Annotated in this window: 15 protein-coding genes; 7 read left to right on the plus strand and 8 right to left on the minus strand. The window is 29.8% G+C overall.

The annotated features are described in order from the left end of the window. Nucleotides 1-36: 36 nt before the first annotated feature. The 7 genes from E0E45_RS07180 (at nucleotide 37) to E0E45_RS07210 (ending at nucleotide 6,575) form a co-directional block, all read left to right on the plus strand. The gene (locus E0E45_RS07180; protein ID WP_130890542.1) at nucleotides 37-831 is read left to right on the plus strand and encodes an FAD binding domain-containing protein; all 795 of its coding nucleotides are present in this window, start codon (nucleotides 37-39) and stop codon (nucleotides 829-831) included. Further along, nucleotides 831-1,301: a (2Fe-2S)-binding protein gene (locus E0E45_RS07185; RefSeq protein WP_005977215.1), complete on the plus strand. Its 471-nt coding sequence runs from the start codon at nucleotides 831-833 to the stop codon at nucleotides 1,299-1,301. Before E0E45_RS07180 ends, E0E45_RS07185 begins: the two co-directional genes overlap by 1 nt. Then, nucleotides 1,285-3,528, plus strand: a complete 2,244-nt coding sequence (locus tag E0E45_RS07190) for a xanthine dehydrogenase family protein molybdopterin-binding subunit (protein WP_130890543.1) — start codon at nucleotides 1,285-1,287, stop codon at nucleotides 3,526-3,528. The genes E0E45_RS07185 and E0E45_RS07190 overlap by 17 nt, the downstream gene beginning before the upstream one ends. A gap of 93 nt (nucleotides 3,529-3,621) precedes the next feature. Next, on the plus strand, nucleotides 3,622-4,188 hold the full coding sequence (locus E0E45_RS07195; RefSeq protein WP_130890544.1) for a xanthine phosphoribosyltransferase: 567 nt from the start codon (nucleotides 3,622-3,624) through the stop codon (nucleotides 4,186-4,188). Between the two features lie 317 nt (nucleotides 4,189-4,505). After that, nucleotides 4,506-5,276, plus strand: a complete 771-nt coding sequence (locus E0E45_RS07200) for an amino acid ABC transporter substrate-binding protein (RefSeq protein ID WP_130890545.1) — start codon at nucleotides 4,506-4,508, stop codon at nucleotides 5,274-5,276. 17 nt (nucleotides 5,277-5,293) lie between these two features. Beyond that, complete coding sequence (locus E0E45_RS07205) at nucleotides 5,294-5,920, plus strand: amino acid ABC transporter permease (protein ID WP_130890546.1); 627 nt, start codon at nucleotides 5,294-5,296, stop codon at nucleotides 5,918-5,920. Between the two features lies 1 nt (nucleotide 5,921). After that, nucleotides 5,922-6,575, plus strand: coding sequence for an amino acid ABC transporter ATP-binding protein (locus tag E0E45_RS07210; protein WP_130890547.1), 654 nt, complete (start codon nucleotides 5,922-5,924; stop codon nucleotides 6,573-6,575). 26 nt (nucleotides 6,576-6,601) lie between these two features. Here the strand turns inward: E0E45_RS07210 and E0E45_RS07215 are convergent, their stop codons facing one another. From E0E45_RS07215 to E0E45_RS07245, 8 genes are all read right to left on the minus strand, one after another. Beyond that, entirely contained in the window at nucleotides 6,602-7,603 is a 1,002-nt protein-coding gene (locus E0E45_RS07215) for an ABC transporter ATP-binding protein (RefSeq protein ID WP_130890548.1), read from the minus strand. Further along, nucleotides 7,557-8,387, minus strand: coding sequence for an ABC-2 family transporter protein (locus E0E45_RS07220; protein ID WP_232044074.1), 831 nt, complete (start codon nucleotides 8,385-8,387; stop codon nucleotides 7,557-7,559). Before E0E45_RS07220 ends, E0E45_RS07215 begins: the two co-directional genes overlap by 47 nt. After that, on the minus strand, nucleotides 8,380-9,183 hold the full coding sequence (locus tag E0E45_RS07225; protein ID WP_130890550.1) for a hypothetical protein: 804 nt from the start codon (nucleotides 9,181-9,183) through the stop codon (nucleotides 8,380-8,382). The genes E0E45_RS07220 and E0E45_RS07225 overlap by 8 nt, the downstream gene beginning before the upstream one ends. Before the next feature lie 98 nt (nucleotides 9,184-9,281). Beyond that, nucleotides 9,282-9,434: a hypothetical protein gene (locus E0E45_RS17675; protein ID WP_172604170.1), complete on the minus strand. Its 153-nt coding sequence runs from the start codon at nucleotides 9,432-9,434 to the stop codon at nucleotides 9,282-9,284. Between the two features lie 281 nt (nucleotides 9,435-9,715). Continuing rightward, nucleotides 9,716-11,884, minus strand: coding sequence for a helix-turn-helix transcriptional regulator (locus E0E45_RS07230; protein WP_172604171.1), 2,169 nt, complete (start codon nucleotides 11,882-11,884; stop codon nucleotides 9,716-9,718). A gap of 131 nt (nucleotides 11,885-12,015) precedes the next feature. Then, on the minus strand, nucleotides 12,016-12,594 hold the full coding sequence (locus E0E45_RS07235; RefSeq protein ID WP_130890552.1) for an LUD domain-containing protein: 579 nt from the start codon (nucleotides 12,592-12,594) through the stop codon (nucleotides 12,016-12,018). A gap of 10 nt (nucleotides 12,595-12,604) precedes the next feature. Further along, the gene (locus E0E45_RS07240) at nucleotides 12,605-13,243 is read right to left on the minus strand and encodes a lactate utilization protein (protein ID WP_130890553.1); all 639 of its coding nucleotides are present in this window, start codon (nucleotides 13,241-13,243) and stop codon (nucleotides 12,605-12,607) included. Between the two features lie 25 nt (nucleotides 13,244-13,268). Continuing rightward, on the minus strand, nucleotides 13,269-14,687 hold the full coding sequence (locus tag E0E45_RS07245; RefSeq protein ID WP_130890554.1) for an MFS transporter: 1,419 nt from the start codon (nucleotides 14,685-14,687) through the stop codon (nucleotides 13,269-13,271). Between the last annotated feature and the right edge of the window lie 19 nt (nucleotides 14,688-14,706).

Here is a 14,706-nt window from a genome sequence, read left to right on the forward strand (position 1 = left end):
ATAATATAAATAATACAATAACACAGGAGGTAAAACTTGTTTAGTTTTTCTAAATATTTTCCTGCTCAATCTTTGCAGGAAGCCTATGACGAACTTTTAAAAAGTAAAAAAAATATTATACTTGGAGGAACTTCTTATCTTAGAATGGAAAATACTTCATATAATACTGCTATAGATCTTTCTTCTCTTTCCCTTGATTACATCAAAGAAGATGAAGAATATATTCACATTGGAGCTATGGCTTCATTTAGAGAAATAGAAACTAACTCTATTATTTTAAATTTATTTAATGGAATTCTTTCAAAATCTGTAGAAAATATAATAGGAGTTCAATTCAGAAATAATGTTACTGTTGGAGCTACTGTTTTTTCTAAATATGGTTTTTCTGACCTTATCCCTACACTTTTATCTCTTGATACTACTGTTGTTCTTTTCAATGGAGGAGCAATTTCTCTGGAAGAATATTTGTCTACAGAAGGAAAGACAAAAGATATCCTTGTTGAAATAAAAATAAGAAAAGCTATTGGAAAAGGATCTTTTCAAAGTATCAGAAAAAGTAAAACTGACTATGCTATAACTAATACAGCTGTTACAAATGAAAAAGGAAACTTCAGAATTGCCATTGGTGTAAGACCAGGAAAAGCTAAGCTAGCTTGTAAAGCAATGGAGTTATTAAATCATTCTGACAATATCACTGATGAAGTTATTGATAAAGCATGCAGCATTATAACTGAAGAAATTACTTTTGGTTCTAATATGAGAGGAAGCAGTGAATATAGGGCTGCAATATCTAAAGTTATGACTAAGAGAGCTATAAAGGAGGTATTATAATGCTTTTAACTTTAACTGTAAATGGACTAAAAAGAGAGTTATTAATATCAGAGGACGAATACCTTCTTGATACATTGAGAAAAGCTGGATATTTAAGTGTAAAAAGAGGATGTGACACTGGGTCTTGCGGACTTTGTACTGTCCTTGTTGATGATAAGCCCGTTCTTTCATGTAGTACACTAGCTGCCAGAATGAATAATAAAAAAATAACTACTATCGAAGGATGTCAGGAAGAAGCTGCAAAATTTGCCAATTTTATGGCTGATGAAGGAGCAGAGCAATGTGGTTACTGTGCTCCTGGATTTACTTTGACAGTTCTTGCTATGATGAAGGAATATAAAAATCCAACAGATGAAGAGATACTTCATTATCTAAATGGAAACCTATGCAGATGCAGTGGATATGTTTCACAGCTTAGAGCAATAAAAAACTTTATGGAGGCTGAAAAATCTAATGAAAATAGTAAATAAATCTATAAAAAAAATAGATAGTATTGGAATAATAACAGGAAGACCTCTATATACAGATGATTTAGTTATAAACAACAACTCTCTTATTGTAAAGCTTTTAAGATCACCTCATGCCTATGCAAAAATATTAGATATAGATACAAGCATTGCCAAAAGAGTTCCTGGGGTAGAAGCTGTTTATACACACCATGATGTGCCAAAAACTATGTTTACTCTTGCTGGGCAATCTTATCCTGAACCATCTCCATATGATAGGAAAATATTATCTGAGTATGTAAGATATGTGGGAGATCCTGTTGCAATTATTGCTGCTGTTGATGAAAAAACTGCTGAAAAAGCAATGAAACTTATAAAAGTAAAATATGAAGTCCTTGAAGCTGTCATTGATTATGAAAAAGCTTTAGACTCAGATATATTAGTTCATCCTGAAGATATACATATAAACTTCCCAATAGGATTTGACAATAAAAGAAACCTTGCTTCTTCATATCTTGAAACTAAGGGAGATGTAGAAAAAGGATTTGAAGAAAGTGATGTAATCATAGAAAAAACTTACTATACTCAGCCTCAAATACATGCAATGATGGAAACTTACAGGACTGCATGCTATTTAGATGCTCATGGAAGATTAACTGTAGTTTCATCTACTCAAATTCCTTTCCATGTGAGAAGACATCTGGCTAGAGCTCTTGAAATGCCAAGCAGCAGAATAAGAGTTATCAAGCCTAAAATAGGTGGAGGTTTTGGAGGAAAGCAGACTTCTGTTTGTGAAATATACCCAGCTTTTGTTACTATGAAAACTGGAAAACCTTCTAAGATAATTTATTCAAGAAAAGAAACTCAAGCATACTCTAATACAAGACATGCTATGAGACTAAAAGTAAAAATCGGTTCAGATAAAGAAGGAAATATAAAAGCTATTGATATAAATGTTTTATCTAATACAGGAGCTTATGGAGAACATGCTCCAACTGTTACTTCTCTTGTAGTGTACAAGACTTTTCCTTTATATGCTAAAGTTCCTATGAGATGTAAAGCTGATATAGTTTACTCTAATACTATGGTAGGTGCTGCATTTAGAGGATATGGAGCTACTCAGGGAACTTTTGCTGTGGAGTCTGCTGTCAATGAACTTGCTCACAAACTAGGAATAGATCCAACAGAAATCAGAATGAAAAATCTTGTAGACCAATCTGACAAAGTCAGTGGAGATATTAAAAAATGTATCTCTATTGGTAAAGAAGCTTTTGATTGGGAAAACAGAACTGTAAAAGATATGGGAAATGGAAAAGTAAGAGCCAGCGGAATGGCTGTTACAATGCAGGGATCAGGTATTGCCAATGTAGATACTGCCTCTGCCACTCTAAAACTTCATGATAGTGGAGATTACACACTTTATTTAGGAGTTACAGATATGGGACAAGGATGTGATACTGTTCTTGCTCAAATGGCTTCTGAGATACTTGAAGTACCTGTAGAAAAAATTATAGTAAATACTGCTGATACTGATACTTCGCCATATGATCCAGGTGCTTATGCTTCAAGTGGTACTTATGTTACTGGAAATGCTGTAATTTTAGCTGCTGAAAAAATGAAAAAAGAAGTTCTTGACATAGCTTCTAAGTTAATGAATACTTCTGTTGAAGAATTAGAATATCTTGGAGAATCAGTACAGGATAAAAATGGAAATAAACTTTCTTTAAGAGATATTGGTGAAAGAGCTGTATCTTTTGAAGGTAAAAATCAGATTATTACAAGTGCAACTTGGGGTGGATCTACATCACCTCCTCCATTTATTGCAAGTTTTGCTGAAGTGGAAGTAGATACTCTCACTGGAAATACTGAAGTTATAGATTTCCTTTCTGTAGTGGACTGTGGTACTCCTATCAATCCTGCTCTGGCTCAGGTACAGGTAGAAGGAGGAATTGCTCAGGGTATTGGCCTTGCTCTTTATGAAGATATTCAATTTGATGATAGAGGTAAAGTTAAGCATGACACACTTATGCAGTATAAGATTCCTTCTAGAAAAGATTTAGGAAATATAAATGTTATATTCAGTTATTCAAATGAACCTACTGGACCATTTGGAGCTAAATCTATTGGTGAAGTAGTTATCAACACAGCTTCTCCAGCTATTGCTGATGCTATCTATAATGCAACAAAAGCTAGAGTAAGAAGTCTTCCAATTACAAGTGAAAAATTATTTTGGGAAATTCACTCAAAATAATTAAAATTTTGCTGGTTTTTTCTTGAAAATATGCTATTATATATGTTACTTACTATTAAATAAGCAATCATAATTTGTTGGAGGAATTTTTATATGAAATTATTAAAAGAATATATAGAGAAAAATGGTAAAGCCATTGGAACGAATATTCTAAAAGTAGATAGTTTTTTAAACCATCAAATAGACCCTAACCTAATGATGGCTATGGGAGAAGAGTTTAAAAGAAGATTTGAAGATCAGGGAGTTAATAAAATACTTACTATAGAAGCTTCTGGAATTGCAATAGGTTTAGCTGCTGCTTATGCCTTTAATGTACCTCTTGTTTTTGCTAAAAAGAAAATTCCTTCTACTATGGGAGATTTTTACACAGCTAATGTATTTTCATTTACTAAGAATAAAGATTACACTATTTGTGTAGCTAAAGAATTTTTATCACCTAATGATAGAGTCCTTATTGTAGATGACTTCCTTGCTATGGGAAATGCTGTATTAGGTCTTAAATCATTAGTTGAATCTGCTGGAGCTGAAGTTATTGGAGCTGGTATTGCAGTAGAAAAAGGATTTCAGCAAGGTGAAAAACTATTAGTTGATAATGGTGTTAAAGTTGAGGCTCTTGCTGTTGTTGATTCACTTGAAAATGGTATTATTAAATTTAGATAATTTAATCAAAAAAAAATTTTATAAAAAAAAGTATTGACATTTTCTTTTTATGAGAGTATTATAAGTTCATAATAAATTTTAGTTAAGAGGAGATAATTATGAAAGTCATTAGCGTTCTTAAAAACACATTACATCACCATCATCATAGATAAGAGTTTGTTTTTGTGAATTTTATTCATAGATGCAGACTCATGTTGTAATTCAAACGAGTCTGTATCTATGGTGGAACTTAATGCTTTCTAATTTAGTTAAGCCATCTGGATACTTATGTCAGATGGCTTTTTTATTTTAATTTAATAATACGGAGGGAGATCTTTATGAAAAAATTATTTATGGCGGTTTTAGTTATTACGGTATTAGCTTCTATTAGTTTATTTGCAGCTGATGGTTCTTTAGAAAAAGTAAAAAAAGATGGATATTTTATAGTTGGATTAGATGCTACATTTGCTCCAATGGGATTCAGAGATGAAAACGAAGAAATAGTTGGATTCGATATTGACCTTGCTAAAGAAGTTGCTAAGAGAATGGGTGTTGAAGCTAGATTCAAACCTTGTGAATGGGATGGAATCATCTTTGATCTTAGAAGTAAAAATATTGACATGGTATGGAATGGAATGACAATCACAGAACAAAGAAGCAAACAGGCAGCTTTTACTACTCCATATCTTGTAGATGGGCAAATCATTTTCTCTAGAAAAGGTAATGAAATAAATAAAGTCAGTGAACTTGCTGGAAAAGTAGTAGGTGTTCAATTAGGAAGCTCTGGATCACAAGCAGTTGAAAGAAATGCTATTGCTCCAAAACTTAAAGAAATAAAAAAATATGCAACAAATGTAGAAGCACTTCTTGATCTTGAAGCTGGAAGAACAGATGCAGTAGTTATGGATGCTATCTCTGGAAAATACTACAATGCTAAGAAAAATACTTTAAGCTTCTCTGAAGAATCTTTATCAGATGAATACTTTGCCGTAGCTTTAAGAAAAGATGACAAAGCTCTATTAGATGAAATTAACAGATTATTAGATGAAATGAAAAAAGATGGAACATTCGATCAAATTTCATTAAAATGGCTAGGAACAACTAAATAATAAGGAGAATAAACTTTATGGATGGAAATATAATATTTATTTTAAAAGGTATGAAATTAACAGTTAATTTATATGTTGTAACTATGCTTTTCTCTCTTCCTCTAGGGATATTATTATCCCTAGGGAGAGTTTCAAAAAATACAACATTAAGTAATATGATTCAAATATACACATGGATATTCAGAGGGACCCCCCTTTTACTTCAACTTTTCTTTGTGTACTATGGTCTTCCAGTAGTTGGTATTACTTTAACACCTTTTGCTGCTGCTTCTCTTACATTTGTTATAAATTATACAGCTTATTTCTGTGAAATATTTAGAGGAAGCATTCTGGGAATTGATCCAGGACAATATGAAGCTGCAAAAGTACTTGGTATGAAGTACTGGCAGACTATGATTAGAATAATAATTCCACAAGCTCTTATTACAGCACTTCCACCATTATCAAATGAGGCCATCTCTCTTATTAAAGATACTTCATTAGTTTCTGCTATTGGAATGGCTGAGATATTAAGAAATTCAAGAGAAATTGTTACTCGTGATTTCTCAATAGCACCATTTTTTATATGTGCAGTAGTATATTTAGGACTTTCTACAATAGTTGTTTTATTCTTTAAAAGAATGGAAAAAAAGGTGATGATATAATATGATTATTAAAGTTAATAATTTATCTAAACAATATTTAGAAGGAGATGTTATACTTAAAGGTGTCAATCTTGATATAGAAAAAGGAGAAGTAGTTTCTATAATAGGTCCATCTGGAGGTGGAAAATCTACTCTTCTCAGATGTCTTATCGGCTTAGAAGAAATAGATTCTGGAGATATAAAAGTCCCTGATAAAAAGAAAATGGGAATGGTTTTTCAAGCTTTTAATCTTTTTCCTCATAAAACAGCTATTCAAAATATAATGGAATCACTGATAGTTGTAGATAAAATGGATAAATCTGAAGCAAAAAAAATAGCTTATGATCTTTTAGAAAAAGTTGGGCTTAAAGACAGAGCTGACTTTTATCCTAAAGCTCTTTCTGGAGGTCAAAAACAGAGGGTAGCTATTGCCAGAGCTTTAGCAAGAAATCCAGAAGTTTTGCTTTTTGATGAACCTACATCTGCTCTCGATCCTGATATGGTAAAGGAAGTATTGAACGTTATTGAACAGCTTAGAGAATCAAGTAATATTACTATGGTAATAGTAAGCCATGAAATAGATTTTGTTAATCAAATTTCTGACAGAATTGTTGTAATGGAAAATGGTAATATAAAAGACATAATTGTTAATAAGAAAAAAAGACAGGTTTCCTAAGAAGGAGTCCTGTCCTTTTTTAATACTTATTTTTTCCAGCTGTTATATAAATCAGCTATGATATCTTCTATTGGAGCTTTTATTATTTCTATATCAACAATCTCTGTATATTGAGAAAGCTTTTTAAAAATATCATTTATTTTAATTTTTTCTTTATCAAACTTATAACTATATTTTCCCTCTTCTGAACCTGTAAATTCCATTTCATCTAAGGCTGGTGCTTCTCCAGTTGAAGTTATAATCAATCTAGAGGAATTATTCTGTACTTTTCTCAACTCTTCAAAATTTCCATCAAAAGCTATCTGTCCCTTAGAGAGTAATATTATTCTTTCAGCCATCTCTTCCAAATCATCCATGTCATGACTTGTTACAACTATTGTTGTCCCTTTCTCCCTATTTAATTTCTTTAGGAAGTTTATCATCTTTTTCTTAGCAAGAACATCAAGTCCTAATGTTGGTTCATCTAAAAATATTATCTGTGGGTTATGGAGAAGAAGCATTCCTAAATCAGCTCTCATACGTTGACCTAGACTAAGCTCTCTGGCAAATGTTTTCAATATATCAGATAAGTCTAAAAGCTCAGTCACCATAGCTAGATTTTCATCAAAAACCTCCTGTGGTATATTCCAAACTGATTTTTTCCATTCATAACTTGTAATTACAGGATGATCCCACCATAATTCTGTTCTTTGCCCAAATAATACTCCTATATTTTCCATAAGTTTTATACGTTCTTTTCCAGGAAACATTCCTAACACAGAAATATTCCCGCTTGATGGCTGTAAAATTCCTGAAAGTATTTTTATAGTTGTACTTTTTCCAGCTCCATTAGCTCCTGCATAAGCTAAAAATTCCCCTTTGGATACTTTAAAAGATACCCCATCCAAAGCTTTTATCTCTCTTTTCTCTGGTGAAAAAAGATTTTTTACTATATCTTTTATTTTTCCACTTCTCTGCCATTGCACATATATTTTACTTACATCATCTATGACCAAAGCTGGAATATCTTGGTGAACCATATTTTGCATAATATCTCATCCCCTTTTTAAAAATTAATGCAGCTAAAACAAGAAATATTGTTGCTGTCATCATCATAAATATCATAATATCAAATTTGCCTAAAAGTATTCTGCTTGGAAACCATGCTATCATCCCAACTGGTATCAATGAACAAAAGAAAATCTGTGTTGATTTATTCATTCCCCCAAGTGGATAGTTTTTTAATGATTCAAACATCCCTATTCCAACTGAAGCTATCTCTTCAGCTGCTGCTGGAGCATAAAATGCTGTACATGATAATATATATATTGTACATATCATTATAGTGCATGATGCTGCTAAGTTTATTAAAAGCATCACTAGCCATATTCCAGAAAAATTTATTCCAGAAGAGGAAACTGAATAATATATCAGTCCTATTCCACATAGAAGCACTCCATTTCCCGATACTGGAGAAAATCCCTCTGCTGCTAACTGCATCCACACAGGAACTGGCTGTATCATCTTATGATCCATTTGTCCTCTTCCTATTGTTCTGCTTATCTGCCCTGCATTATTACTTATGAAAAACAATGCAAACACCCCTTCCACCAAGACAGAATATCCCAGCATAAATATTATTTCTTTTTCAGTCATTCCTCCAATACCATCAAATTTTACTGCTAAAAGAAATACTCCCACTACAACTGCCAGTGTAGATATCATATCTGAAAATATATACATTAGGCAGTATTTAGTATCTCTCAAAAACCATAACAAATCCATTTTTCCATATATTTTAAACATTCTTATTAAAGTTCTTATTTTATCCACCAAATGAAATCATCCTCTCTTCACTTTTTATAAAAATTTTTATTCCAACTATCCATAAGACAATATTCCAAAAGATTTGTATTCCTATTATTTTCATAATTTCACTTTCCATTCCTGTATAAATAGTCAATGGAGCATTTCCCACAGAACCAAATGGAAGGAGGGCAAATATCTTTCCAAGCCCCCAAGGAAAGAATATAAAGGGAATAAGAGCTCCTGAGAGCAAAGAATATATACTTTCTCTAGCTCTGGTAGCAGCCCAGCATCCATTTTTCAATCTTATTGCAAAAGAAGCAAATAATAAATCTAAAGCAAATCCCAATGACACACTTAAGAGTAGGCTTATAAATGCTGATACTCCATTAATGATTGAAGCAGGAAATGGATTTATTCCCAACAACGGAGATAATACCCATAAAGGCAGTCCATAAAATAAAAATACTGGTATCCAATATCTTCCAATTGTTTCAGCTGCAAGACTCCCTATGACAGATACTGGTCTTGTATATCTTCCTATAATTGATCCCTCCCAAAGAGCAGAAGTAGCTGGTGTTACAATATCCAGCTGCGGCTTTAAAATAGAAGCCATCAATGAGTATGTAAGTATCTGTGATAGTTCTACTCCATCAAAACTTTTTCCAGCTTTTATCAAAGATTTCCAGATTAAAGTAAGCATAATAAACTGCACAAATTTTATAAAATATTCTCCTCCTATTGTTAATATATTTCCATCAAATACCTGCTTTGCACTCATCATCATAGTTGCACTGTAGGATTTTAAAAATTTATATTTCATAAATTCAATTCCTTTCTTAAAATTTAGACATAAAAAAACCGGGATACGACAATGCGCTCCCGGATTTAGATACAAACTTTAAAAATGCCATAAAATTTTTATGACTTCTCTATCTTTTTCCTTGGTAAAAACACATTATTTGCCGTAAACTGGACAGACTTATACATGTAAAGTGCCATTTTACCGTCTTGAGCTGTGACTTCACCAATATTTTTCCATGTTGAACTATTTTTAAATATTGAATTTATCATGTGTTTCACCTCCATCATTAAATTTTATTTTTATATTATCATTAAAGAACCTATATGTCAATATTTATATTTTAAGAAAATATTATTAGCTTAGCATTTATTAGGTATTTTACTATATTATAATCCTCTTTGACAGCATCAAAATTTATATCTAAATATTTCTCTATATTTTTAAGATACTCTTTTGCCACTTCTTTCTCATCTATTTTAATAAATTTTTTATATGCTTCATAATCTCAACTTTAAAAATGTCAATATCAAAAATTATATCTCCTAAAGGATTATTCTTCTATTATTCCAAAATATTTTCCTGGAGAAATTCCCTCATATTTTCTAAATGTTCTTATAAAAGTATTTGAACTATTGTATCCTACAAGCTCTGCTAAGTCTTTTATTCTTAAACCATTATTTTCTTGCATAATTTCTTTAGATTTTTCTATTCTATAAATACTTAGATAATTTTTAAAATTATCCCCTATTACTTTTTTAAATAATACACTTGTATATTTAAAAGAGTGTCCTAAATGATCTGCTAAATTTTCTAATGAAATATCAATCATGTAGTTTTCTTCAAGATATCTCTCAATTTTCATTTTTACAGATTCTATATCATTTTCTTCTTCTAATTTTGTAAGTTTGCATATGGCTAATATTTTTTCTTGAAACACTCTTTTTAGCTCAACTGCATTATTAATCTCCAATATTTCATTTATTTTATAATCCTTTATATCAATATTTTCATTTACTTCTTTTAATTGAATAAAAACTCTATTTAAAGTATTATATAATAGTATTCCAAATTCTTGAATATACTTTTTATCTATTACTTGTCCAGATTTCTGATTAAACATTTCATCTATTATTCTTTTAACACTTATTTCATTAGAGCTCAAAGTTCTTAATATAAGTTTAGATTCAATTTCAATTGGATAATAATATTTATTAAAGCTATTTTCTTTTATCTTATCTTGAAAAATAACACTATTTTGTTTGTAAATATATTTATAATCAAGCATTTTTTTTGCCATTCTATATGCTTTTGGCATTTGTAAGACATCATTATAAATATTTGTAACCACTAAAGTAAATTTTAAATTAAAATTTCTATCTATGTGAAAAACAAGACATTTTAAAACTTCTTCTAGTTCATCTTTTGATAGGCACTCTTCCAATATAAAAGTGATACTTTTATAATCAATTCCTACAACTTCACATTTTACTTCTTCTGAAAAATATTTTAAAATGTGCTCTTTTGATAAATTAAATTTATCAAATATATTCTCTACAGATTCTATATCAAAAACTTCCATTATTATTACTCTATATCTATCTACCTTAAAAATTTCTGAAATTTCATTTAAAAGCGAAATATCTAAGTGTTCTGTTATTCCTGTTATAAACTCTTTTATTCTTTTTTGCTTTTGATAATTTCTCAAACTTAAAATTTTATTTTGTAAAGTTAAATTTATATTTTGAATCTCTTCTATTTTATTTTCAATATACTCTAACTCTTTTTCATCTTTATTCTTTATATATCCCATTTTTTCTGCTAATTGCTTTATTGGATTTATTATGAAATATCTGCTGATTAAAATTAAAATATAAACCATTCCTAAAACAAGTAAAAGCTTAGCGCTCTCATAAAAAATTATCTGAAGTATATTTATTGATGGTTGAACATACAATAGAGTCAAATCAAAAGATGGTAAGTAGAATATATGAAATTTTTTTCCTAATTCCTTTTGAATATATCCATCCCTATTTATAGTATTTCTTTTCTTACTTTGTAATATCTCTATTAATTGAGCCTCTATTTTAGAAAATTTTTTATTATTATTTCCTAAATTTATTAATTTTTCATTACTAAAAATATACCATTTATCTGCTTCAGACATAATTTCAGAGAAAAAATTATTTTTTTCTAAAGAAATTATATAACTTACTATAATATTATTTTGTGTTTTTACATCATTTAAATATATATTAATATCTTCTTCAAAACAATTAATATACTTTTCTTTACTTTCTATATCCTTTGGAAAACCAACAGAATTATAGAAATCCTTTTTATTTGTAGTTCCATTCAATGTTGTTATTGAATCAGAAATATTATCTGCTACACTTACAAGATATCCTAATTTTCCATAAACACTATTTCTTTTTTTCAATTCCAAAAAAAGTTGTGTTTTACTATATGGAATATTTTGATTACTAGCTAAGCTTATAACATAATTTTTATATTTATCACTTGATTTAAAGTCATATAAAGTCATAGTAACAACTTCAGCTTTTCTTTCTAAATCATTATATAGCCTTTGACTCTTTATTTTTTCTCCTAAATTTATATTTACAATTTCTTTATAGGAAGTAATTGCTATAATTATACAAGAAATTAAAAATATAATTATTACTTTTATTTTTGGAGATTTTTTTCCCAATATTTTTTTCATTTTTAATTTTAATATATCCAACAATTTTCTTCCCTTCTCAAATAGATTCAACAATTTAAACACTAAATACATTATATCAATTTTTATAGTTTTTATAAAGCAAAGTTAAAGTTTTATCTTTTTATAAATATTTATCTTAGACCTGTATCTTCTGTTGATATTACAATCGATATTTTCTTACTGAATTTCTTTCCATTTTCTATTATTCCTATACTAAGTCCATCATTTTTATTCTTTAATTTTTCTGTTCTCATTCTATAGTATTTTTCATAATCTGATATTCTTTTAAAAGCACTATCTATATCCTTAAGAACTTTATTTTCTGATATCAATACAATAATCTTCTCTGCTCCAAATAGTGATAAACTGGTATTGTAATCTCCTACCACTAAAATTTGTCCATCTTCTGTAACAAGCTCTCCTTCTATTATAGCTATTTGTGCTAAAAGAGAAGCTCTTTTTGCTTCTTCAGAAGTTTCTTTAAATCTATTATAAAATTTATATTCCTTCAATTCATTAATAAATTCCTCATTTGTAAGTTCCCACGAATCTCCAAGAGCTATAGTTTTCTTTTTATTTAGAAGTTTTAGTATTTTTTCTTTTGCTTCTTTCACAGAAAAAACTCTATGGATAAGATAGCCTTTATCTAAGAGAATTTTACATAATCTATCTAATTTTTTTTCTTTATACCATCTTAAATTTTCTTCCATTTTTAGTCTCCTAATATCCTAAATTATCATTGATTAATATAACTCTTATCTTTCCACATACTCTTTTCCCATTTTTGATTACTGAAATAAAATTACACATTCTCATTTCAGTAGTACAATTTTCACATTTTCCACTGAAATTACAAGGAGTCTTATGGTTGAGCCTCTTAGAATTTAAAGGTCCTGCATAGTAAAGCCTTTTATATCCTTCATTTATATTTTTCACTATCTTATTGACTCCTGTTATTACTATAACATTGTGAGGACCATATGCCATTCCAGCTACACGATTTCCCCCTGAGTCTATTTGTATAAGAAATCCTTCTTCTGTAACAGCATTTGTCCCTGTTACAAGAAAATCACTTAATAGTGATTCCCTCATAACTCTAACTGTTCTTTCCCAAGTTGGCTGCTTAAATCTTTCAAAAAATTTATACTTTTCACTTCTAAATTTTTCAAGAAGACCTGTCATATTTAATGTGATAGAGCCTCCCATGCTTATTGAGCTACCTTCTGGAATAATATCTATAGTTATTTTTTCAGCTTCTTTGAGTGTGTCAACACATATTACTTCAAAATCATTATTCTTCAAATTTTTAATTGTTCTTTCTAATCTATCTTTTGCTAATAAATACTTTATATTTTCCATAACTCCTCCAAAAAGAATTATCTTATCATTTTATTTCCTTTTCTTCTCTTCTTAGTCTTAAAGTTTCAGCATTAGCATCAACTTTTTTCTTAGATAGTGGATACACCAACATAAATATAATTACAACTAATGTAAATAGTGTAGCAGGTGCCACTGTTGCAAGTTTATAAATGCCATTTAAAACTTCTTGAGTCTGTTCTTTAGTTCCTGCCTGGAATCCAATTATTGCAAGTGAATACCCTACTAAACTACTTCCAAGAGCTTGCCCCACTTTTCTTGAGAATGAGTAAATAGCATAAAGTGTTCCATCTTCTCTCCTTCCAGTTTTAATTTCAGAATCATCAATAACATCAATAATTGCTCCCCAAATTACATACCCAAAAAATGTTACTCCTGAAAATCCAATTGAAGCAATGGAAACATAAACCCATGGATTCTTAATATTTAAAAAACTTAATGTGGCAAATACTAATGCTGCAAATCCTACTGCTAAACTAATTGATTCTCTTTTTCCTAATTTTTTAACAACTAGGGTTACTAACGTTGCCATTCCTAATGCAATTACCAATTTGATAGCATTATAAGTTGATAGAGCTGCTGGCATTTTAAAATAGTAAGCATATAGGTAAGCATTAACTCCTCCAGTTAATAGATTACCAAATATCAAACAAACAGTTCCCCCTAAAATTCCAATCATAGCACGATTACTGAAAATCATTTTTACTGATTTAGTAAATGAAAGTCCTTCTTTTGATAGAGCTGGAACTTTAATACGCTCAGTTGTGCATTGATAACAAATATAATAGCAAAGAATAGCAACTAATGAAATTGCTCCAGCTGCAATTGGAAAAATATCTCCATTATTTCTAATTAGTACATGTGTTGTTCCATTTTTTATTACACGCTCATAAATGATGATAGGGCCAAAAAATCCAATTATAAATTCACCAATATAAGCTCCCATCGCTCTAAATGTGATAAGAGATTGTCTTTCATCTGGTTTATCAGTAATAGCAGAAGCCATAGCTCCATATGGAATATTTACTCCAGTAAAACAGATACTTCCATATAACAAATAAGTTATATACATATAGATAATCTTAAATGTCATTGGTTGATCTTTTAAAACTGATTGATACATTAAAAAACTTGCTATTGCAACTGGTGCAGCCATTATTCTGATCCATTTTTTGAATTTACCGTCCTTCCCTTGAGGAGTAATATCAATAATTCTTCCCATTGTAACATCTGTAAATGCATCTATTAATCTTGCTACAAGGAACATTGTTCCAACTACTGTTGGTTTCATTCCCCATACTTGTGTGTAAAATACCATTAGAAATTGACTTACAAATACTAGCATAACATCGTTTCCAAAATCTCCAAATAAATATCCAATTTTATCTCTTATACCAAAAGGTCTTATCTCTTTTCCTTGCCCCATCACTTTTTTCTTTCCTCCT

The organism is Fusobacterium ulcerans ATCC 49185, assembly GCF_900683735.1.
GTDB lineage: Bacteria > Fusobacteriota > Fusobacteriia > Fusobacteriales > Fusobacteriaceae > Fusobacterium_A > Fusobacterium_A ulcerans_A.